The organism is Eubacterium sp. An3 (genome assembly GCF_002159465.1).
In the GTDB taxonomy this organism is placed as follows: domain Bacteria; phylum Bacillota; class Clostridia; order Lachnospirales; family Lachnospiraceae; genus Anaerobutyricum; species Anaerobutyricum stercoris.
Genome location: NZ_NFIR01000006.1, coordinates 108154 through 130095 on the forward strand (window position 1 = coordinate 108154; position 21942 = coordinate 130095).

The 21942-nt window shown below is 45.4% G+C and carries 21 protein-coding genes; all 21 read right to left on the reverse strand.

The features are described 5' to 3' along the window. Nucleotides 1-94 precede the first annotated feature (94 nt). The 21 genes from B5F87_RS08070 to B5F87_RS08180 all read right to left on the reverse strand — a co-directional run bounded on the left by B5F87_RS08070 (nt 95) and on the right by B5F87_RS08180 (nt 21729). Nucleotides 95-1456 (reverse strand): MATE family efflux transporter, encoded by a 1362-nt coding sequence (locus B5F87_RS08070; protein WP_343215746.1) that lies wholly within the window; start codon nt 1454-1456, stop codon nt 95-97. Nucleotides 1457-1751: 295 nt separating this feature from the next. After that, nucleotides 1752-2516, reverse strand: coding sequence for a phosphonoacetaldehyde hydrolase (gene phnX, locus B5F87_RS08075; RefSeq protein ID WP_087279437.1), 765 nt, complete (start codon nt 2514-2516; stop codon nt 1752-1754). Nucleotides 2517-2557: 41 nt separating this feature from the next. After that, nucleotides 2558-3661, reverse strand: a complete 1104-nt coding sequence (gene phnW, locus B5F87_RS08080; protein ID WP_087279440.1) for a 2-aminoethylphosphonate--pyruvate transaminase — start codon at nt 3659-3661, stop codon at nt 2558-2560. 30 nt (nt 3662-3691) lie between these two features. Then, nucleotides 3692-6325, reverse strand: a complete 2634-nt coding sequence (locus tag B5F87_RS08085; protein WP_087279443.1) for an extracellular solute-binding protein — start codon at nt 6323-6325, stop codon at nt 3692-3694. Nucleotides 6326-6352: 27 nt separating this feature from the next. Beyond that, nucleotides 6353-7120 carry an ABC transporter ATP-binding protein gene (locus tag B5F87_RS08090; RefSeq protein WP_087279446.1) on the reverse strand — a complete coding sequence of 256 codons (768 nt, stop codon included), beginning with the start codon at nt 7118-7120 and terminating at the stop codon, nt 6353-6355. 386 nt (nt 7121-7506) lie between these two features. Further along, a complete protein-coding gene (locus B5F87_RS08095; RefSeq protein ID WP_242964326.1) occupies nt 7507-8001 on the reverse strand; it encodes an SIS domain-containing protein in 495 nt (164 codons plus the stop codon). A 341-nt stretch (nt 8002-8342) separates the two neighbouring features. Beyond that, entirely contained in the window at nt 8343-9893 is a 1551-nt protein-coding gene (locus B5F87_RS08105; protein WP_087279455.1) for an FGGY-family carbohydrate kinase, read from the reverse strand. A gap of 84 nt (nt 9894-9977) precedes the next feature. Beyond that, on the reverse strand, nt 9978-10418 hold the full coding sequence (locus B5F87_RS08110; protein ID WP_087279458.1) for an RpiB/LacA/LacB family sugar-phosphate isomerase: 441 nt from the start codon (nt 10416-10418) through the stop codon (nt 9978-9980). Nucleotides 10419-10517: 99 nt separating this feature from the next. Further along, nucleotides 10518-11312 (reverse strand): HAD-IIA family hydrolase, encoded by a 795-nt coding sequence (locus tag B5F87_RS08115; RefSeq protein ID WP_087279462.1) that lies wholly within the window; start codon nt 11310-11312, stop codon nt 10518-10520. A gap of 28 nt (nt 11313-11340) precedes the next feature. After that, nucleotides 11341-12519, reverse strand: a complete 1179-nt coding sequence (locus B5F87_RS08120; protein WP_087279464.1) for a sn-glycerol-1-phosphate dehydrogenase — start codon at nt 12517-12519, stop codon at nt 11341-11343. A gap of 19 nt (nt 12520-12538) precedes the next feature. Beyond that, on the reverse strand, nt 12539-13489 hold the full coding sequence (locus tag B5F87_RS08125; RefSeq protein ID WP_087279467.1) for a sugar-binding transcriptional regulator: 951 nt from the start codon (nt 13487-13489) through the stop codon (nt 12539-12541). A gap of 286 nt (nt 13490-13775) precedes the next feature. Further along, entirely contained in the window at nt 13776-14192 is a 417-nt protein-coding gene (gene atpC / locus B5F87_RS08135) for an ATP synthase F1 subunit epsilon (RefSeq protein WP_087279473.1), read from the reverse strand. A 21-nt stretch (nt 14193-14213) separates the two neighbouring features. Further along, the gene (gene atpD / locus B5F87_RS08140) at nt 14214-15611 is read right to left on the reverse strand and encodes a F0F1 ATP synthase subunit beta (RefSeq protein WP_087279538.1); all 1398 of its coding nucleotides are present in this window, start codon (nt 15609-15611) and stop codon (nt 14214-14216) included. Nucleotides 15612-15700: 89 nt separating this feature from the next. Beyond that, nucleotides 15701-16594: an ATP synthase F1 subunit gamma gene (gene atpG / locus B5F87_RS08145; protein WP_087279476.1), complete on the reverse strand. Its 894-nt coding sequence runs from the start codon at nt 16592-16594 to the stop codon at nt 15701-15703. A 19-nt stretch (nt 16595-16613) separates the two neighbouring features. Continuing rightward, nucleotides 16614-18128 carry a F0F1 ATP synthase subunit alpha gene (gene atpA / locus B5F87_RS08150; protein WP_087279542.1) on the reverse strand — a complete coding sequence of 505 codons (1515 nt, stop codon included), beginning with the start codon at nt 18126-18128 and terminating at the stop codon, nt 16614-16616. A gap of 5 nt (nt 18129-18133) precedes the next feature. Continuing rightward, complete coding sequence (atpH, locus tag B5F87_RS08155; RefSeq protein WP_158096996.1) at nt 18134-18652, reverse strand: ATP synthase F1 subunit delta; 519 nt, start codon at nt 18650-18652, stop codon at nt 18134-18136. Next, nucleotides 18633-19082: a F0F1 ATP synthase subunit B gene (gene atpF / locus B5F87_RS08160; protein ID WP_087279481.1), complete on the reverse strand. Its 450-nt coding sequence runs from the start codon at nt 19080-19082 to the stop codon at nt 18633-18635. The genes atpH and atpF overlap by 20 nt, the downstream gene beginning before the upstream one ends. Nucleotides 19083-19145: 63 nt before the next feature. After that, nucleotides 19146-19373: an ATP synthase F0 subunit C gene (atpE, locus tag B5F87_RS08165; RefSeq protein ID WP_171900533.1), complete on the reverse strand. Its 228-nt coding sequence runs from the start codon at nt 19371-19373 to the stop codon at nt 19146-19148. A gap of 129 nt (nt 19374-19502) precedes the next feature. Next, nucleotides 19503-20195: a F0F1 ATP synthase subunit A gene (locus B5F87_RS08170; protein ID WP_087279489.1), complete on the reverse strand. Its 693-nt coding sequence runs from the start codon at nt 20193-20195 to the stop codon at nt 19503-19505. Nucleotides 20196-20916: 721 nt separating this feature from the next. Further along, nucleotides 20917-21483 carry a 5-formyltetrahydrofolate cyclo-ligase gene (locus B5F87_RS08175; protein WP_087279492.1) on the reverse strand — a complete coding sequence of 189 codons (567 nt, stop codon included), beginning with the start codon at nt 21481-21483 and terminating at the stop codon, nt 20917-20919. Between the two features lie 21 nt (nt 21484-21504). After that, nucleotides 21505-21729: a DUF896 domain-containing protein gene (locus tag B5F87_RS08180; RefSeq protein ID WP_087279495.1), complete on the reverse strand. Its 225-nt coding sequence runs from the start codon at nt 21727-21729 to the stop codon at nt 21505-21507. Nucleotides 21730-21942: the final 213 nt, after the last annotated feature.

Consider the following 21942-nt stretch of genomic DNA (forward strand, 5'->3'; position numbering starts at 1 on the left):
AGTTTTTACTTCAGAATCGGATGCCGCTTCCAATCCGATTTTCTAATTATAAAGAAACAATTGAAAATGATTATTATATGGAAGAAGCTTTTTCTCACACCGTCTCCCCCAGTACCTTCCGGCACCGCTTCCGGACGAAGAAAAAGCACACCGCCTGCATGACGATGGTGGCGATCCAGGAACCCGGATAGGAAATGAACAGAAAATGTAAAGACCGATGATAAGGAAAGAAACCATATATCCAGAGAATTCTTGTGCCCACTGTGCCGATGATGGACAGCACCATGGGAACTGCCGAATATCCCATCCCCCTCATGGCGCCAGGAAACAAATCCATGATGCCGCAGAGGAAGTATGGGACGGTGGTGATGGAGAGTATCTCCAGTCCGCACTGGATCACGTCCGCTTCAGTTGTGTAGATTCTCAGAACCTGGGACCCAAAGGCCCAGGCACCAACGCCCAGAATCAATGAAATTCCTGCGGATAAAAGGATACAGTCTAAAAGCACCCGGTCCATCCGCTTCGGTTTCTTCACGCTGTAGTTCTGACTGGTGAAGCTCATGCACGCCTGAGTGACCGCATTGACAGACACATACAGAAAGCCGAGGATGTTGTTGGCTGCCGTGTAGCCGGCCATGGCGATGGAGCCGAAGGAGTTCACCGATGACTGCAGCAGCGCGTTGGAGAAGTTTATGACCGTACTCTGAATGCCGGCCGGGATGCCCACCTGAAAGATGCGCTTCACATAGAATCCTTTGACAGAAAGCCTGGAGAATCTCACCTGATAGCTGCCTTCGGATTTATAAAGGCAGTGAAGCACAAGGATGCTCGATACCATCTGGGAAGCCACGGTCCCGATGGCTACGCCGGCCACGCCCAGAGGGATAACGATGACTAACAGCAGATCAAGCGCCACATTTGCCATGCCCGCAAAGAGCAGAAAAAACAGCGGCCGCTTGGTATCTCCCACCGCGCGAAGGACTGCCGCCCCGTAGTTATAGAGCATAAAAAACGGCATTCCAAGGAAATATATTTTCATGTAGAGGGTGGACTGCCCGATGACGTCCGGCGGCGTGTCCATAAGCCCCAGCGCCCATCCGGCAGCCGCAAATCCCACCACTGCCATGAGGACGCCGCTGATCAAAGCGAGCGCGATGGCCGTATGTACCGATTCTGACATTTCCTTATCCTGCCCCGCAGCATAATACCTGGCGCACAGTACATTTGCTCCCATGGAGATTCCGATAAACAGGTTGGTAAAAATATTGATAAGCGCCGTGGTGGCCCCCACCGCCGCCAGCGCATCGCTGCCGCTGAACCGTCCCACCACGATGATATCCACCGCGTTGAACATCAGCTGCAGAATACTGGTGACCATCAAAGGCAGCGAAAAAGAGACCAGCTTATCCATTATAGAACCATTTGTCATGTCAATTTCATATTTACTCTTTTGCAATGTATTCTCATCCCCTCTTATTTCTTTTGCACCTGCTCTATCTTACTCCTTTCTTTGATTCCGGTCAATCATCTTCCGGTATGGAATATGTAGAATGGAATGTGCAGAAACGAAAAAATTCGTTATAATTATTCCTCACTATAAATCAGGGACAAAGCCTGCCCATGCCGGCTCTGTCCCTGATCTTATAGTATTTCCCGCGAAATTATACAATATTCAAATAGATTAATTATGTCTGCGCTGCATTGATATTAGTGTACTGCCTCATCTCTTTTCAGTATAGTGACAAAATACACTAGATCAACTCCAGCACGCCCCGGATATCCTGCACAACAGCATCGGCGCCGGCGTCCATGTAACGTTTTGTCACCTCCTGCACTTTCGCTTCCTTCTCTTCCGGAGTGAGCGCTTCATACTCTGCTTTGGTAAGCCCCATCTCAGAACTTCCTTCAATAATGCCTGCGGTGAAGACACCTGCGTTTTTACCTTCACGGATATCGGAGATGGTATCTCCCACCTTCATGACTTTATCTACGCTGGTGATGTGCAGCGCTTCCATGTTTTTAAAGATCATGTATGGATACGGACGGCCGGCGTGTCCGGTGGAGTCCGGGCTGAACCAGCAGTCAGGTTCATAACCGGCTTTTGCCGCTTCTTTTGTGACAATGTCCATCATGGCGTCGGTGTAGCCGGTAGTGGAACCGATCTTCAGACCGGCGTCGCGGAGCTTTGCCACAGTTTCTACCACGTAGTCTTTCGGGTCAGAGAACTGATCGAGAATCTTCATGAGATTGGCGGCAAATTTTTCGTGCATTTCATCCACATCTTTGTCAGTAAAGTCCCTGCCATGGATACGTTTAAATTCTTCACGAATCCGCTCCATGGACAGCATGGTCTTGATGTGGTCCCATTTTAACATTCCCATAGGTTTTCTTGTCTCTTCCATGCTCGGTGTGATACCGTATTCTTTGAATATTTCCATAAATGCCTGCACCGGCGCAAAGCATCCGTAATCTACTGTCGTTCCTGCCCAGTCGAATATCACTGCTTCATATTTCATTGTTATTGTCTCTCTTTCTCCTGATATTGTTCTCCGTCCATTTACGCTGCGGCTCTTTTTGCTTTAATGAACTCTTCGATGATGTCGCAGACTCTGTTGATATCTTCCGGATAGATTTCACCGATGTTGCCGATGCGGAAGGTCTCCGCGTCTGTCACCTTGCCCGGATAGATGGCGTAGCCGCGCTCTTTGATGTACTGGTACATTTCCTGGAAGGTGTAATTCTTATTGGCCGGATAGAAAAATGTGGTGATAATCGGTCCCTGATATTCATCTCCCACGTAAGTTTCAAAACCAAGAGCACGAAGTCTGCTGGTAAGAAGCTTATTATTTTCTGTATAGCGTTTATTTCTTGCCGGAATTCCTCCTTCTTCTTCCATTTCTTTTAATGCCTGGGCAAAAGCCAGAACGACATGGGTCGGGGAAGTAAATCTCCATTTGCCGTCAGCCTGCATGGTCTCCCACTGATCATAAAGATCCAGAGAAAGACTTCTTGCTTTGCCCTTGCTGGCCATAAGAGAGTCTTTTTTGCAAATGATGAAGGAAAAGCCCGGCACTCCCTGAATACATTTGTTGGCGCTGCTGATGATAAAGTCAATTCCCAGTTCACCCACAGGAATGTCTACGCCGCCGAAACTGGACATAGCGTCCACGATCATAGTTCTTCCGGCAGCCTTTACAACTTTGCTCACAGAAGCGATATCATTTAAGATGCCGGATGTAGTCTCGCTGTGAACCATGGAAACATGGGTTACTTCCGGATCTTCCTCCAGTATTTCAGCGATTCTTTTTGCATCAGGAATCTCATTATAATTAACCTCATATAATCTGTAATTGATGCCGGCATGTTCTGCGATATCTGCCATACGGCGGCCGTAAGAACCGTTGGCGGCGATGAGAAGTTTTTCATCACTGCCTACCGTGCTCGTAATCACAGATTCCACACCGAAAGTACCGCTGCCTTGCATGAGAACAACTGTATATTCCGGCTCACTGACATGAGCCAGCTCCAGAAGCTTGTCTCTGATCTCCAGCGTAATTTTTTTATAATCGTCATCCCAGGTGCAGTGATCAAATAACATCTGCTCTTTTACAGTGTCGGTGGTTGTCAGCGGGCCTGGTGTTAAAAGTTTATAATTTTTCATAATTGTATCTCTTCTTTCTTATTTATTTTCTTACTCTTCAGCCATCGCTTTGGCATTCTCAGAAATCTGCTGATGCTGTTCCAATAAATCAACTGTCAGTTTTTCCGGGAATACCTTTGGATTTGCGGACATATACGCAGAGTCTGCTGTTTCTCCCTCATAGATTGGCAGAGGATAGTACTCCTGTAATTTTGCTCTTCCTTTTGTAATAATACATTCAGCCATTTCCATGGCCAGATCCTTGCTTTCATCACCTTTATCCACAACAGCGATGGATTCTGTCAGAGAATAGTTGCCTTCTGTCGGGTCAACATAATCTACCGGAAGTCCGTCTGCTTTATCTGCCACTGCCTGATGACGAAGGCCGAATCCAATAGCTACTTCACCGGCACGAACTTTTTTAAGCGGCGCGGATCCAGAACTTTCCACATGAGGTCCGGCATTTTTGTAAATATCCGCGAGAATCTGAGTTGCCTCATCTTCACCGTAGTTATCTACCAGAGCCTGAAGCAGAAGCCATGCGGTGGAAGAACTTGCGATATCAGTAACGGAAATAAATCCACTGTATACAGGGTCAGCCAGATCTTTAATGCTGGTTGGGGTTGGAAGATTATTTTCCTGCATCATCTCCGTATTGAGTAAAATAGCGCCTTCCTGGGCAGTGATCGGCGTATAGAAGGAAGGATATTCATCCATAGCGCCTGTCTCAAAAGTCAGATCCTTAAACATGTTCTGCTGTTCCTGGGCGCTGTCCAGATAGAAGGAACTCATGGTCACCAAGTCAGCTTCGATGTTGGTTCCTTCCACCAGAAGCTTTCCGCCCAGCTCGGAAGTACCGAAGGACTGAATGATGTACTGTCCGGAATATCCGTTTTCATCTAAAGTGCTCTTCATGGCCTCGATGGCCTCGTCATCTGCGTTGGTGTAAAGCACCACTTCATCGCTGGCGGAGCCGCCGCATCCGGTCAGAACGGCGGAAATAGCCATTGTCATTGCTACTGCTGCTGCTAAAAATTTCTTTCTCTTCTCTTCCTTTACCTTACTTCTGTCTGTCGCAAAGTATCCAAAAATCAATTTAGCTGCCAGATTCGTAAATAAGATCAGAAGGGACAGAACAAAAATCTCATTGAACTTTGTATAATATTGAAGTTCTTTAATTTTTGTGGTAATAACCATGGTTCTTGCTCCTGCGATAAAAATAACCGCACTTACAGTTACCATCGCATTTACAAAATAATAGCTGAACACTTCAAGTATGGTTCCCATAGCGTTCGGAGTTACCACCCGCACGATAGTTTTAAGCCAGGTATCACCCATGAGCATGGCTGTTGTCTCCCAGGAAGCGTTCATCTTTGCCAGGGAATTCTTTATCATCAGATAAGGCGTCGAGAAGAAATGGATGACGTTACAGATGATAATGATAGCCAGGGTATTCTGCAGCGGTGTGCCGGAGAAAATAAGCATGTAGGCGATACCAATTACCATACCCGGTATTGTATTTGTAATTAATGAAATATTTTCAATAACCTGTTTTACTTTGCCCGGCAGTTTACTTCTCGCAGTCGTAAGTGCTGCTCCATAAGTGAGCAGGGAGCCGAGGAGCGCCGTGAGAACGGCTACCAGAAGGGAGTTTTCATAAACACTGATCAAGCTTCTGTCTGCGAAGACTGCCTGAACATGTTCCCAGGTAAAGTTCATCTGGTACGGCCAGTTTTCCACCAACGGCACCGCAAAGATGACCAGGAAGACAGAGAGTACCGCCAGAAGCACCAGACCGCTGGCTCCTCCGAAAATCACATCCCGCAAAGTATTTTTCCGAATCTCAATATTGGATATTTTGTTATAGCGAATATTATATTTTTCCAGATAGTGCAGAAGCGCGATCGTCAGTACGGAAGGAATAATCATCATCATAGCCACTGCAGAACCGGTATTAAAGTTCGGGATACTTCCAAGCATTTCGTTATAAAGTACTGTTGCCACCACATCGTACTCGCCGCCCACCGACGCCGGAATACCGTAATCGGTAAAGCATAAGAAGAAACACTGTACAAAAGATGCAGCCAGCGTTCCAAGAAGTGGGCGTACCACCGTAGCCATAAATGTGGTCAATGGTTTATCCCCCATAATGCGGGATACGATGGTAAACTTTTTGTCAATATATTCCATGGTATTTGACACAAGCAGGAAGGATATCGGCAGTGTATAAATAACATATCCTAACAGCAGGCCGTTAAATCCGTAGATTTCAAAAAGCTGACGTCCCACAAGCTGTGTGATCAGTCCCTGCTTTCCAAAGGAATAGATGATGGCAAAACCATACGTGATGGTCGGCAGCAGCATTGGAACTACAGCCGCCTTTCGAATGAATCCTTTATACGCTTTTGGAATATTTGTATAATTAATTGTATATGCAAGCAAAAACGCTAACAATGTTGTAATGATCGCACTGGCGGAAGAAATAATCAGGCTGTGCCCGAAAGCGCTCATAAAGCCGTGGCTTGTCAATACCTCCACGTAGTTTCCAAGAGATACTCCTCTGGCCTGTCCCTCAAAGGACTTTAAGAGAAGCCGGAGAATTGGAATCATCAAAAATACGAGAAACAACGCCGTGACGATAATAAAAATGCCTTTAATCTCTTTTTCTTTTCTCTGTGTACCCATATTCGTTCACCTTTTCGCTTCACTTTATTACATTGCCATCTGCGGCTGCGCTTCCTGACTGAACAAAGTAAAGATGTTATTTCTTTTAATCACAAGCTGATTAAGAATAAACTCTTTGACAAAATCGTTGTCCGGTGTCTGGATGATCTCATCTGGCTTGCCAAACTGAGAAATAGTTCCATTATTGACAATCAGAACCTTATCAGATAAAGTCAGCGCCTCTTCCGGATCGTGGGTAACGATGATGGTTGTCAGCTTAAATTCTCTCGCAATCTGTTTGATTTTATCTTTAATCGATTCTTTGATCACTCCGTCCAATGCGGAAAGCGGTTCATCCAGAAGAAGAATTTTCGGTTTCATGACCATGGTCCTTGCCAGAGCCACTCTCTGTTTCTGACCGCCGGAAAGCTGTTCGATCTTCTTATCCAGATGTTCTCTTAATCCCAGCAGATCAATCATATCCTCCACTTCCTGCTGTGTGGAAATGTCCGGTTTGTTTTTTAATCCATATGTAATGTTTTTATAGACATTCAGATTTGGAAACAGGGCGTAATCCTGGAATACAATGTTGAATCCTCTTGCTTCCATCGGAATATCCAGCACGTTCTGTCCCTGGAAAATGATCTCTCCTTCATCGGCGTCAGTCAATCCAAGAATCAGATTCAACAATGTAGTCTTACCGCATCCGGAAGGTCCGAGAATCGAAACTATCTCGCCATCCTCAATACTGAGATTAATATCGTGTAAAATTGTAACACCGTCATATGATTTTTTCAGATTTTTAATTTCAAGCATAATGTTCTCCTTTCCCTTTCAGACATCTTCAAAATACCTAGGGGGTATTTTAAGGATTTATTCCAAACTAGAACTCCGGCAATCTGCGGCAGGCATGGAAAATCGTTTACCGCCTGCAAGAGCAGCAGGTACATCTCTTGTCCCGTCCCTTATGCCGGGTCCGCTCCGCGAAACAACCGCATGATAACACAGAGACAAAATGCCTTTCTATCATTTTCCCAAAAAAGTTTTGTAAATTAATTGTAAAAAAGTTGTAGAAATTCTACATAATTTTCTAGAAATCTTCTTTAGTTTTTATACAAAAAAAGGCGGAAATATTTCCGCCGTAAAAGATATTCTTTATTTTATTTTCAACCCTTTCATGGGAATTCTGTCTTAGAAACGTCCTACTTTTCAGACGGTTTCGCATCATATGCCTGTTTACGGATCGTATTACTGCTCCTGTCCAAAATCGCTGTGTATTTTTCATAATCGCTGAGGAGAATACCAGTATAGATCATATCCACCACCGCAAGCTGAGACACCCGGGAAAAAATAGCATCACCGTAAATAAAATGCTGTCCGCTTGTGATCAGAACAATGTCCGCATATTTTTCCAGCAGAGTATTTTCAAAATTGGTGATCGCAATGGTCCTCGCCCCCGCTTTTTTTGCAATCCGCATGGCATCTACCGTACTTATCGAGCATCCTGAATAAGAGATGCCGATGGCCACATCTTCTTTTGTCAGATTACCGGCACTGACATTTTGCAGATAATAATCGGAATAAGAACAGCAGCTAAAACCCAGATAGGTAAGCTTTGTAACCAGATCGCTGGCCGTACATGAAGAGTTCTCCACGTAAAATACCGCGATATTCCGCGCTCCAGTGATTGCCCTCACCGCCTTTTCCAGATTGTCAGCAGACAGATTTTTTAACGTGTCTTTCAGCTGTCCTACCGCAGTCCCGATCAGCCCTTATGGTAAATTCCAGTTTTTCATTCATTATTTTTCCTCCTGCTTACAGCAAAGCTTCCTCAGATATCGGCATCCATCCGCGGCAGATATCTTTTCGTCAGGCTTCTTCTGTATGTTTTCTATTTTTTTCGCATTCAGATTAAATGTAATTTTTCTACACTTTTTATTTTTTACAAAAACGAGGGGCTGCCTCATAAAGTAAAAATCTTTATGCAACAGCCCCATTTTTGTTCTATTCCGGTACCGCCGCCCTGGTTTCAGCCGACTTATTTATTGTTATGATCAACAGTTTTATGTACGATCTCACGCATCTGCGGCCATGTCTCCATGTAGCGCTCCATATAGAACTGATATTCCTTATGAGCTTCCATATCCGGAATATATTCTTTATCAACACGAATCATGCTGTCTGCAGCTTCTTCAAAGCTTGGATAAACACCGATACCCTTTGCCGCAATGATACAGTCGCCCAGACATCCTGCACTCTGGTTCTCTACAGTTGTATACATCGGTACGCCGATGATATCCGCATGCATCTGCATCCAGAAATCAGACTGTGCCAGACCGCCGCAGGCATAGATTTCTTTTACGTCATATCCTGCTTCCTTCATGCTGACGATACAGTGATTTGCACCATAGGCAACGCCTTCGTAGATAGCTCTTGCCAGATGTGCCGTTGTGGTTCCGATGGAAAGTCCCCAGAACATACCTCTTGCTTTGGAATCAGAGTAAGGCGCACGATTGCCCTGGAAGTAATCCATCATAACAAGACCGTCACAGCCGATCGGAACAGTCTTTGCCTTTTCGGTGATATAATCATAAATGTTCATATCCTTATTCATGGCTTCCTGTGCCCAGGTACCAGGAAGAAGGTTATTTCTAAACCAGGTCAGTATGGATCCGGCTGCGGTCTGTCCGCCTTCCAGAAGGCTGGTTCCTTCATACATACAGTTTGGATAAGTTCCGTTTACGCCATTTACATGGAAATCTTTCTCAGAAAGTCCCAGCAGACAGGTAGATGTTCCGCCGATTAATGTCATTCCGTTCGGTCTTACACCGCCGACACCGAACATACATGCATTACAGTCCGCCGTACCTTCCACAACGACTGTCTTGGTGCTCAGGCCAAAGATCTGCGCAGCTTCGCGGCTGACATTGCCGATCACTTCGCCAACTCTGTAAATATCTTTCGGGAACTTATCAATCACATCATCAAGGCCTACCGCATTGTAGAAATCTACCGGATATCCGCCATTCTTGTCATCGTAATTCCAGCGGAAAGCAGCGATGGACATACAAACGCTCTTCTTACCGGTGAGTTTCCAGTTCAGCCAGTCCTCAAACTCCATGATCGTCTTGGTCTTCGCCCAGTTTTCCGGCTCATGTTTCTTAACCCACATACACTTCGGCACCATGGTGTCGGCACGGAAACTTGGTTTGTAGAATCTGGTCGCCTCATAATCTTCACGAATCTCGTCAATAAAAGAGGCTTCTTCTGTTGCACGAACATCCATCCAGAGAATCGGCGGACGCACGGACTCATCATCTTCTCCCAGATAAACCAGGGTGTTGGTTGTGGCATCACAGGTAATGGCCGCAATATTGTCTGGCCCGATACCAGCTTTTTTAATACATTCCGGGATTGCTTTGGAAAGCGCTGCCCACCAGCCTTTGTCATCCTGCTCTGCCCATCCGTTCCTCGGATAAGTGGTCGCGTACTCTTCAATATGATATGCACGGTTCTGTCCGCGGAAATCATAAAGCGCAACTCTCACACTGCCCGTACCTGCGTCGATACCCATTAAATATTCTGCCATAATTAAACTCCCTTCTCCGTTTTTCTTTACATTTTTATTTGCAAGACCCGCTTCACACAGGTCTTCCTTTCTCCTATAAAGCCTTTATTGTTCTTCGTTTTCAAAATCAAGAATTCTCTGTACCTTGTCTTTGGACCGGCTGTTCGGGTCATAAGTGCAGGAGAGATATTCTTTAACCATGCATTTTGCCAGCTCAATACCAATCACCTGTGCCCCCATAGTGATAATATTGGCATGATTGGAGAGCTCTGCTCTCTGAGCCTGATAAACATCGTGGATACATGCAGCGTAAGCTCCCTTTACTTTGTTGGCGGCGATAGATACGCCAATACCGGTTCCGCATACTACGATGCCACGGTCAAACTCACCGGCTGCCACTGCCTTCGCACATTTGATCGCAACGTTGGCATAAATCGGGTCGTCACTGCCAAAATCAGCCACCTCATGTCCCAGTCCTTTTACATAGTCCATCAGCTGCAACTTAAAATCGGCCGCGTTCGGGTCACATCCAAATACAATCTTCATTGTCTTCTCCTTTCTCTTGAAGACGGGAACCCTTCCGGCTCCCGCCGCGATGTCTGCTATAGATAAGTATATCACATCTTTGGTTATTTTGTACAATATTTATAGATATTTTCTCATCTCTTTGAGCGAATCGTAAATACAGGTCGGTTCTACGTCAGATTCTGCTACCGTCTGCATGTCCGCTTCACCTGTAAGTACGAGAAATCCTTTTGCGCCGTTGTTGACGCCGGTCGCCACATCCGTATACAGGCGATCACCGACAAAAGCCATCTCTTCTGCTTTATATCCGGTAATCTCCGCCACCATATCCACGGTCTCTTTCCAAGGCTTGCCCAGAAAACGAGGCTTCACTCCTGTGGAATCTGTAATGAGACTGCACATAGCTCCGCAGTCCGGCATGAAGCCGTACTCTGTCGGGCAATTGGTGTCCATATGAGTAGCGATAAACGGTACGCCGTTTCTCACATAATGACAGATACGATCCAGCTTCTCATAGGTAAGGGTAGTATCAAAGCTCTGTACCGCCACATCCGGATCTTCTTTAACAAGATGAATACCTTTTGCTTTCCAGTTTTCTTCCAGAACCGGAGTGCCATTCAGATACACCTTTGCTCCCGGATAGTTTACTTTCAGAAACTCCGCACAGACATCTCCTGCTGTAACAACCTTGCTCTCATCCACATCAAGCCCCAGTTTATGAAGTTTTTCCACGTAGACCGACGGCACCCGGGAAGCGTTGTTGGTAAAAAAGATAAAATCCCGGTCCTCCGACTGTTCCACGTCGTGGATAAAATCCAGCGCTCCGTCAATGAGCTGATCACCCAGATACACAGTACCGTCCATATCGAGAACAAATAATTTTACACCATTAAGCGCTTCTTCTTTTTTCAGCATACATGCACCTCTTATTTCTTCTATATTATTATCCGTAAATCTCTTTGGTGATCTTCTCTGCGATCTCTTCCAGACGTCCCTGATCCTTGGCAAACTGCAGGATAGAGTATCTCGGACGAACCGTATATCCTTTTAAGAGGCTCTGACGGAACAGCTCTCTGTCAATGCCGATCTCTTTTGGACTGGTCGGTGCGCCGCCTTTTTCCAGTAATGCCTTGATCTCATCTGCGGACGGACACAGTTCTTTTGTTCCTTCCGGCAGAATGTCCTCAAGTTCTTCAAAGAAACGGGCGATCACAGGAGTTGCCACGCCAACCTGAATACCGTGATGATTTGGGTTCAAACCGCGTGCGATGTAATCCATTTCCCAGAAATGAGAAAGCATATGCTCTGCGCCTGATGCAGGACGGGAAATATTAACAAGCGCCATGGCTACGCCTGTCAGCGTAAGAGCTTCCAGAAGAGCTCCCAGGGATTCTGCATCTCTGGTCTTTAATCCTGCCGCCTTGTCAAAACATTTATCCAGAGCTCTCTGAACCAGAGTCACACAGGTATCGCAGCGATAGTCACCGTTGGCTTTTACTGCAAGATCCCAGTCTGCAATGGCAGTGATCTTACCGATCACATCACCGTAGCCTGCCTGAATCAAATCCTGCGGTGCTGTCTGTAAAATATCTGTATCACCGATGAGACCGTAGGTCAGATGTGCAACCGGAGAATATTTGTATCCGTGAGAGATAATCGGAGCGCCATCTGCCACATAGCCGTCCATGGACGGTGCTGTCGCCACTATAATGTAAGGCAGATTGGTACGGGAGGTCACAAACTTCACAGAGTCGTTGATAACGCCGGAACCGACAGCAACCATCAGCTTCACATCCAGATCCTGTTCCTGAAGAATTCTTCCCAGAGTCTTCTCATCCGGAATAAGAATGTCATCGCCAGTATCAAACAGCAGTTCTTTTACATTGAAACCATCTGCTTTCAGCAATTCCACTGCCTTTTTGCCGGCTACCTTGTAAGTGTTATTATCAAATACTACAAGAATCTTTCCATCTTTGAATGGCGCGGCCATCTTTGGCAGTACTTCGATGGCTCCTTTGCGGATCTCCATATCATGGACACTGAAATTGTGATGGCGTCCACAGGAACAGTCAAACTCGGTCTGCGGCATCTCGTTAATGCTCATGTTAAGAATTTCGTTCATAATAATTGCCCCCTTATAATTATTGTGCGACAGCCAGTGCATCTGCGCACTGGATATCAGTGATTAATATATTAATGTAACCTCCTCTGACAGCGCCAAGAATTGCAGAAAACTTATCCATACCGCCGGCAACACCGATGGAATATGGAATATCCCGCAGTTTGTGAATGTCAATGCCGATTACATTATTATCTTTTTCAAAGTGGGAAGTATCTCCCTCAATGTCGTAAAACTGCATGCAGATATCTCCGACAGCATCTCTTTCCTTTAACGACTCCTTCTCATTCTCCTTGAAATAGCCAGTCGCCATAATAGATGAATTCACATAAGGACATCCGATGCCGATGATCGCCATATCCAGATTCTTTGACATACGAAGTGCCTCCGCGAGACTCTCTTCCTTCAAAAACTGCTCCCGAATCTTCATGCTTGACACCCTGGCGGGTGCATGAAGAGGAACAAATCTTCCGTCATAGATATAGGAAAGGGTCTCTGCAAGGTTATTGGCATGCAGATCCATTCGAAGCTGCCCCATCCCGCCGATCAGCGGTACAAAAGTCACATCCTCCGCCGCAGGCTGGTTAATGTGAGCGACAACCTCATACAAAGTGGAGCCCATGGAAACCCCCACAACACTGCCATCCTTGATCGTACTCTCAAGATATCGCCCTGCCGCCTTACCCAGCAGATCTTTCTGTCTGTCCGAATCATCTGAAGAATCCACGATCAGCACTTCCCGAAGACCGTACATCTCTTCCAGCCGTCTCTCCATCTCCCAGTACTTGATCAGGCCAAGATTGGAAACGGAAATCTGCACAATCCCCTTTTCTCTGGCTGACGAAAGCAGCCGGGAAACCGTGGGTCTTGAAAGACTGAGCATGCCGGCAATCTGCTGCTGGCTGACATTATGATTATAGTATAAATCACATACTTTAATCATCAGACGCATATCATCTACTACCTTCCTCATCCGACCTGCCCTCCTTTTTCTTGATTATACGTCAGCGAGAGTGTGATGTCAACAAAAACAAGGGATTATTTTATCATTTTTTCAATATTTATTTTTTTATCTTTAATTTTTCGGTAAAATTCATTATTATATTTACATTTGTAAAAATAATATGGTAATTCATTTGAATTCCCCACAGATTTCATCACATAATAATACAGTTTGCTGTAAAAAAAAGCCTTCCGGCAGCCGGAGTATTCCGGGTCTGCCAAAAGACTTCCTTACTTTATTATATGTTAATGTTATTTTAACTGTGGAATCGTTTTGCCACCTTAAGCCTGGACATCGCACGGGATAAGGATGCGTTGCTGCGGTAATATTCCTGAATGCTCTGCTTTTGGCGGAGCTGCTCCAGGGCCCGTTCTTTCGCCTCCTCTGCCCGGCGGATATCAATCTCCTCCGGACTCTCGGCAGTCTCTACCAACAGGGTGACACGGTTGTTGGCGATCTGTACAAAGCCTACGCCCACAACGCCATAAACCCACTCTTTGCTGTCCTCCGGACGAAACCGGATTTCGCCCTCGTGAACAGCGATAATCATATTCTCATGATATGCCTGAATCTCCCTCTCTCCATCTTCCTCCTGAAAAATCAAAGATTCACAACGGCCAGAATAAAAGAGCCGATTCACAGACAATATCTGCATATAAAATGAATTGGCCATCCGGACACCTCCCAGTTTCCATTAAGCTTGCTGCGCAGTAAGTATTTCTGCCTTTTTCTTCACATCCTCAATGGTTCCCACGTTAAAGAAAGCATTTTCCGGATATTCATCCATTTCGCCGTCAATAATCGCTTTAAAGCCGCGGATCGTTTCCTGCAGAGGAACATATACTCCTGAAATACCGGTAAACTGCTCAGCCACATGAAATGGCTGAGAAAGGAACTTCTGGATCTTTCTGGCCCGGTATACTGTGACCTTATCTTCGTCGGAAATCTCTTCCATACCAAGAATCGCGATAATGTCCTGCAATTCTTTATATTTCTGCAGAATCTCCTGTACTTTTCTGGCCACCATGTAGTGTTCTTCGCCCACAACGTCGGCTTCCAGAATACGGGAAGTAGACTCCAGCGGGTCAACGGCCGGATAAATACCCTGTTCCACAATTTTTCTGGAAAGCACTGTAGTCGCATCCAGATGTGCGAACGTCGTAGCAGGGGCAGGGTCTGTCAGGTCATCTGCAGGTACATAAACAGCCTGCACTGATGTGACCGAGCCATGCTTTGTAGAGGTAATTCTCTCCTGCAGGTCACCCATCTCCGTGGCAAGGGTTGGCTGATAGCCGACCGCAGAAGGCATACGGCCCAGCAGGGCAGATACCTCAGATCCGGCCTGCGTAAAACGGAAAATATTATCAATAAACAACAGCACATTCTGGTTCTTCTCGTCTCTGAAATATTCCGCCATGGTCAGTCCCGTCTCAGCCACACGCATACGTGCTCCCGGCGGCTCGTTCATCTGACCGAATACCAGCGCTGTTTTTTCAAGGACGCCGGATTCTTTCATCTCTCTCCAGAGGTCATTTCCCTCTCTGGAACGCTCACCGACTCCGGTGAAGATGGAATATCCGCCGTGCTCTGTGGCCACGTTCCGAATCAACTCCTGAATGAGCACCGTCTTTCCTACGCCGGCGCCGCCGAACAAACCGATCTTACCTCCCTTGGAATACGGCGCCAGCAGGTCAATGACCTTGATACCGGTTTCCAGAATCTCAACGGCAGGGCTCTGTTCCTCAAAGGAAGGCGGGTCCCGGTGAATCACCCATTTCTCACCTTCCGGCTGCTCGCCCCCGTCAATGGCCTGTCCGAGAACATTGAACAGACGTCCCAACGTCTGCTCTCCCACAGGGACTGTGATGCCGCTGCCCGTGGCACGAACCTCCATGTCCCGGTGCAGCCCTTCACTTGGCGCCAGCATAATACAGCGCACCACATTATTTCCAATATGCTGTGCCACTTCCATGACACAGTTTTTTCCATTATTATCTACTTCCAGTGCATCTTTGATAGCCGGAAGGTCGTTATCTTCAAATAATACGTCCACTACAGGTCCCATGACCTGCACAATCTTTCCGATCTTCAACATGCAGCCTCCTCTCGGTCAAATAATTATATCAGAATGCTTCGTGCACATTCTGGCAGAATGCCGTCCGACGGGTATTTTGCGTCGGATCAGCGCTTTTTCTTCTTCTGAGCCCGGACACCGCCAATCACCTCAGTAATCTCCTGCGTGATAGCTGCCTGACGTACCCGGTTATAAAGAATATCCAGTTCATGGAGCATATCCTTTGCACTGGTAGTCGCCGACTCCATCGCTGCCATTCGGGAACTCTGTTCACTGCAGTAAGCCTCCACCAGCGCGCCATAGATAAAACCTACGATATAGTTCGGCACGATTTTGTCCATCACTTCATTTGGCGACGGACGAAGCAGAAGCTCCGATATGGTGATTCCCGGCGGCAGTTCCATTTTGTAGTCCGCCTTTTTCAGAGGCAGAAGCTGCATCATCTCGGCTTCCGCCTGCACAGCATTAATCTGTCTGGTAAACACAATAAAGATCTTATCCAGCTCACCGTTCAGATAATGAGAAAGAATCTCATTTCGAATGGACCTTGCCCGGTGCAGTGTCGGATTTTGGACAGTATAGCGAAACTCTTTATAGATGTCGACACCTTTTTGCTCAAAATAATGTCTTCCCTGTTCGCCCACCACAAGAAGACGCGGATCTCTGTATTTCGCCATCTCCTCTTCTGCCAGACGTATGACATTATGATTATAAGCGCCGGCCATTCCTTTATCCGCCGTTACCACCAGAAAACCTGCACGGGTATCCTCCAGCGTTTTTACACAGGCAGGATTTTCGAAATAAATATCTTCCATCTCCGGAATATGCCGGAGAATACGGGCCATTGTTGACTGCAATGTATAAAAATACGGTTCGGTATCTTCCAGACTCTTTTTTGCTTTTTTTAATTTGGAAGAGGAAATCATATACATGGCATTGGTAATCTTCATAGTATCACGAATGCTCTTCATCCTCTCCTGAATTTCTTTCATATTTGCCATACAAACACCCGCTTATCTTTTATTTTTCACTCTGCTTTGCCTGGAACTGTACCGCAGCTTCTTTAATCTCGGTCTTCATCTCATCTGTGAGTACCTTGTCATTTTCAATGGCGTCACAAAGTTTTTTGTGATGAACACTCATAAAATCAAGTATTTCCTTCTGGTATGCCTTCACTTTTCTGGTTTCTACCTTATCAAAGACACCGTCACTGGCCATACAAAGAGTGACGACCTGTTCCCACAGGGAAAGCGGCGCGCAAAGCGGCTGTTTTAAAAGCTCCATCAGTGCGCTTCCGTGCTGAAGCTGCGCTTTCGTGGCGTCGTCCAGATCAGAAGCAAACTGTGTGAACACTTCCATTTCTCTGTACTGGGCCAGATCTATACGAATACTTCCGGACGCCTTCTTCATTGCTTTCGTCTGAGCAGCTCCACCTACACGGGACACAGACAGACCAACATTGACCGCCGGCCGAATACCGGAATTAAATAAGTTGCTTTCCAGGAAAATCTGACCATCCGTGATGGAAATCACATTGGTTGGAATATAAGCGGACACATCACCCGCCTGCGTCTCTATAATCGGCAGCGCCGTGATCGAACCGCCGCCCAGCTCATCGCTCAGATGACTGGAGCGCTCCAGGAGTCTTGAATGTAAATAGAATACATCGCCAGGATACGCTTCCCGCCCCGGAGAACGTTCCAGCAGCAAAGAAATCGCACGATACGCCACCGCATGCTTCGATAAATCATCGTAAACGATCAGCACATCTTTGCCCTTGTACATAAAATACTCGCCGAGAGCCGTTCCGGCATACGGGGCAATGTACTGCAATGACGCGGGATCACTGGCAGTGGAATTCAGCACGATCGTATAATCCATAGCGCCATGAGTCTCTAACATGGATACCAGTTTGGCGACACTGGACGCCTTCTGTCCGATGGCCACATAAATACAGATGACATCTTTGCCTTTCTGATTGAGGATCGTATCCGTCGCAATTGATGTTTTACCTGTCTGACGGTCTCCAATGATCAGCTCTCTTTGCCCTCTGCCAATCGGGAACATGGCGTCAATGGAAAGAATTCCCGTCTCCATGGGTGCATCCACCGGCTGCCGGTCAACAATTCCCGGCGCATCCTCTTCTATCGCGCGGTATCCGTCCTCCTTGATCGCGCCCTTCCCGTCGATTGGTTCTCCAAGCGCATTGATCACTCTTCCGATGAAAGCATCGCCAACCGGTATTCCCGCTCTCTTTTTCGTTCTAGTTACCTTTGTTCCTTCTTTGATTCCGGTATCCTTTCCGAATAAAATACATCCGATTTCGTTCTCGCGGATATCCTGAACCATACCTTTTACCCCGTTCTCAAAGAGAATAATTTCACCATACATCGCATGGTCGATACCGTAAATGGTGGCGATACCATCGCCCACCCAGATAACGCTTCCCGTCTCCCGGCTTTCCATGTCCCAGTCATAATTCTCTATCTCACTGCGGATAATAGATATAATATCTGTCGCACTGATTGCACCCACAATCTTCACCTCACTGTTAACTTTCTTTCAAGCTGTCTGAGCCGTCCTTCATAACTCCAGTCGTATTCCATATGTCCGACGCGGATGAGAAGTCCTCCCAGCAGATCATCCCTGATGAAGAGCTTTGTCCGGATATCCCTGCCGGGATATTCCTTTCGGAGAAAATCCATGGTTTTTGTCATTTCTTCCTCATCAGGTGTCTCCGCAAAATAAAGCTCTGCCCGGATAATATTATGTTTATCCTCCCACAGGATATCATATTCTCCGATAATCTCCAGAATCAGATCACTGTCCGTATGATCACATAAATATTTCAGAAAATTCTTTATGTTTACCGGAAGTTCCGCCTGATCTGCAATATCATTAATAATCTGATGCTTTTTGTCAAGAGAAATCATTGGATCTGCCAGAACGTCTCCCAGAAGCGGCGTTTCCTCAAACAGCGTCCGCAGCACATCCACTGCAGCTTTGTCATCTGTCAGCTCATACAGTGCCGCCGCATAATTATTTGCCCGCTGCGTCATGAACATCACCTGTCTTCATTATTTTTCTTGCCGCCTCCATGGCCAGAATTGCGATATCCGCCTGCACCTCTTTTCTTGCCTGCTCCTGCTCGGTACGAATCTCTTCCCTTGCTTTTTCAAGCATTTTTTCGGCCTCTTCTTTTGCCTTCACAGCAGCCTCACTCTGTTCCCGGGCTGCTCTGGACTTAGCCTGCGCGATGATCTCTTCTGCCTTATGTCCGGCATCTTTTAATTTCTCCTGATAATCATTTTTCAACTGTTCCGCCTGCTGTTCTTTGGCGGCAGCTTCCTTCAGCTGGGTTTTGATCATTTCCTCTCTCTGGCTGATGATTTTTAAAACCGGCTTAAAAAGAAGCAGCCTGAGCCCCACAAACAGGACAATCACATTGAGAACAGTAAAAAATAAAGTCCATCCATCTAAACTAAGCATGTACTTTCACCTGCATTCTTGTTTCTTCTCTGATTAATAAGCCCTCCGGATTCCTGCATATCATTATCCCAGGAAAAGAATGATCAGCAGAGCGATAACAAAACCGTAAATAGCAGTTGCCTCTGCCAGAGCACATCCTAAAAGAAGGGATTTGCTGATCTTTCCTTCTGCCTCAGGCTGTCTTGCGATGGCATCCACTGCAGAAGATGTTGCCTTACCAATTCCAAGACCTGCTCCAAGACCTGTTAAAACTGCGATACCTGCTCCGATTGCTACTAATAATGTTGACATAATTTGTTTCTCCTTTTCTACTACTCATTTTTAAATGTCTGCTGCTTCATTTGTTCATACACTTTGTTTTCAATTATGAAGCACGCCATTTACCATAAAAGACTGCTTATTGTCTTTCATGATCAGTTGTTATTCGATCGCTTCCTTTACAAACAATGCTGTCAGGAAAACGAAAACGTATGCCTGAATGATGCCGTCAAAGATATCAAAATATGCACTGAAGACCACAGGCAGCACAGCCGGCACAACCTGTTTGAGCAGTTCCATGATGACAAAAGAACCAAGAACATTGCCAAACAGACGCATGCACAGAGACAGCGGCCTGATAAAGATTTCCAGAACATTAATCGGTGCAACAATGGCTATCGGCTCCGCAAAACTTTTGAGCCACCCTTTGCCGCCCTTTTTTCGTATGCCGGCAACCTCAATGAGCACAATACTCATCAGAGCAAGTGCCGCTGTCACATTGATATCCTTAGTAGGCGGCTTAAACCCAAACAATCCAATCAGATTGGACGCACCCACATAAATAGCGACAGACATGAGGTATGGCACGTAATCTCTTCCTGCCTCTCCCAGAATCTCATCAAAGAAATGATAGATACCGGAAACGGCGGTTTCCAGAACAATCTGCTTTTTACCGGGATGTGTCACATCAAATCCCCGGACAAAAATAAAACAGACCAGAAAAAGAACGGCCATGATTATCCAGGATACAACAACAGCTTCTGATACGGGAATACCACCCAATATCGGAAGTGTAAAGACAACCTCGCAATTCAATTCTTCCATCAATTGCCCTACGAGCGCTTCCACTGGCATATCCTCCTTCATTTTTCTGTTTAAAATCCTTTAAAATCTTCTCTCACTTATTTTTTCTTTTTGCAGTTTTTACAACCTCCTTTTTCATTTTTTGTTTGAAAATGGCAAAAGTTGTATCTCGACTTTTGTTGATTTAATCATATCCCTTTCAAACAAAAAGTCAACCTTATTTTTTAAACAAATCTTAAACAAATTTTTTTCATTGACCATTTTTTATGATTTTTCGTATTTTTTTGGTGTTAATTAATGATTTTTCTCTTAAATTATTTATTTTTTTATGTACTATTTCAGAATAGGCAAAATACATTGTATAAATTTTGGCACAATTACTTTTCTTTCTTTTTTCTGATTTCATTTTTTATCTATTTTTACGTTCTAAGATAATGAATTTTTCTGTTGTCAGTCTTTCATTTTGTAATATTTTGCTTATTAAATCTTTCTGATGTTAACACCCGCAGAAACAGCGTTAAAAAGCATTCTGTCCTATACAGTTTTTTCATCTTTTCCGGCAAAAATTTTTCCAAAAATCATTTTATCTGCTTCCGGCAACAAAAAAGGCAGTGAGTTCTCCCGTAATAATAACCTTCGCTGCGATTACGGAAATAATCTCACTACCATTCTCATCTGCCTGTATTTATTTGTTTTGATGCAGCCAAACAATTTTTCCTGTTCGGCTGCATCTGTCGCTATATCACAAATTGTTTTCGAGTACAAGTACTTTTTATCTGCGGCAGTTGATGATCCTCTCCGGCGTTATAATGTAATCCACCGGCTTATCATGCTCTTCATGAGGCAGATTATTGAGAATCTGAATCTCGTAGGCCAGCGCCGCGCATGGATAATCAGCATGACTCCTCAAAAATTTATCATAATAACCGCCGCCATAACCAAGACGGTTGCCCCTCTCGTCAAAGGCAAGTCCCGGAAGTAAAATCAATCCCGGATCATCCGCCGGCGCTTTATAGGAAGCGGGCTCCAGAATCCCGAACTCGCCCGGCCGGCAGTCTTTGATAGACTGAATCTCATAAAATGCTATCTCATCATCCTCTACTTTTGGTACCGCCACTTTTTTACCCATCCGGATAAAATCACAGATCAGGTCAATGGTGTCTACTTCCGAACCAATGGCCATATAAGAATATATCCACTCGCTTTTCTGGAACTCTGGAAGTTCGATGAGATTATCAAAACATTTTCTGGTCTGCTCATGAATCTGCGTCAGCGTAAGATCATTTCTCCGCCTGCGCATCTCTTTTCTCAATGCCTCTTTGCTGCTGCTTTGTGACATGGTATCACCTGCTTTCTCCCGCTAATTGCTGGAATATTTTTTGCCGTATTTTTCTCCAAGATTTGTGATGGAGCCATCCTCATTCTGAATGGAAATATTGTTTAACTCGCCTCTTAAATTTCTCCGGATCGCCAGAACATAGTCTCTCCGAAGCTTCTTCTGCTCTGCGGCCTCCGCATCAGTGAGACCCACGCTTTTTGATTTATGATATAATTCGTTGATACGATCAATATCTTTCTGATTCATTCCTATCTCCTTTTATCTTTTCTCTTCACAGTTCTCTGTCATTATACTGGAAAACTCTCTTATTGTAAATTTATTTTTGTAATAATTTATTCATAATGATGTTGGGGTCGAAACTATATAATTAGTTGTGCCCTGTACCTATAGTACCTTGAAAAATTCATATTTTGTAGTATTATGCTGGGATTTCTGGCATATATGCCGGGTATTTCCCTC

Excerpts from the sequence above, each read along its gene's own strand:
- atpF (WP_087279481.1), bottom strand. The coding sequence starts at position 19,082 with ATGCTTAGTTTAGATGGATGGACTTTATTTTTTACTGTTCTCAATGTG.
- atpE (WP_171900533.1), bottom strand. The coding sequence starts at position 19,373 with ATGTCAACATTATTAGTAGCAATCGGAGCAGGTATCGCAGTTTTAACA.
- B5F87_RS08090 (WP_087279446.1), bottom strand. The coding sequence starts at position 7,120 with ATGCTTGAAATTAAAAATCTGAAAAAATCATATGACGGTGTTACAATT.
- phnX (WP_087279437.1), bottom strand. The coding sequence starts at position 2,516 with ATGAAATATGAAGCAGTGATATTCGACTGGGCAGGAACGACAGTAGAT.
- atpC (WP_087279473.1), bottom strand. The coding sequence starts at position 14,192 with ATGGCCAATTCATTTTATATGCAGATATTGTCTGTGAATCGGCTCTTT.
- B5F87_RS08125 (WP_087279467.1), bottom strand. The coding sequence starts at position 13,489 with ATGAGGAAGGTAGTAGATGATATGCGTCTGATGATTAAAGTATGTGAT.
- atpG (WP_087279476.1), bottom strand. The coding sequence starts at position 16,594 with ATGGCAAATATGAAAGAAATTCAGGAGAGGATGAAGAGCATTCGTGAT.
- B5F87_RS08120 (WP_087279464.1), bottom strand. The coding sequence starts at position 12,519 with ATGAACGAAATTCTTAACATGAGCATTAACGAGATGCCGCAGACCGAG.
- B5F87_RS08115 (WP_087279462.1), bottom strand. The coding sequence starts at position 11,312 with ATGCTGAAAAAAGAAGAAGCGCTTAATGGTGTAAAATTATTTGTTCTC.
- B5F87_RS08175 (WP_087279492.1), bottom strand. The coding sequence starts at position 21,483 with ATGTCACAAAGCAGCAGCAAAGAGGCATTGAGAAAAGAGATGCGCAGG.
- B5F87_RS08105 (WP_087279455.1), bottom strand. The coding sequence starts at position 9,893 with ATGGCAGAATATTTAATGGGTATCGACGCAGGTACGGGCAGTGTGAGA.
- phnW (WP_087279440.1), bottom strand. The coding sequence starts at position 3,661 with ATGAAAAATTATAAACTTTTAACACCAGGCCCGCTGACAACCACCGAC.
- B5F87_RS08170 (WP_087279489.1), bottom strand. The coding sequence starts at position 20,195 with ATGCCAGTGGAAGCGCTCGTAGGGCAATTGATGGAAGAATTGAATTGC.
- B5F87_RS08180 (WP_087279495.1), bottom strand. The coding sequence starts at position 21,729 with ATGAATCAGAAAGATATTGATCGTATCAACGAATTATATCATAAATCA.
- B5F87_RS08110 (WP_087279458.1), bottom strand. The coding sequence starts at position 10,418 with ATGAAGATTGTATTTGGATGTGACCCGAACGCGGCCGATTTTAAGTTG.
- atpH (WP_158096996.1), bottom strand. The coding sequence starts at position 18,652 with ATGACGCAGCGGGCAAATAATTATGCGGCGGCACTGTATGAGCTGACA.
- B5F87_RS08085 (WP_087279443.1), bottom strand. The coding sequence starts at position 6,325 with ATGGGTACACAGAGAAAAGAAAAAGAGATTAAAGGCATTTTTATTATC.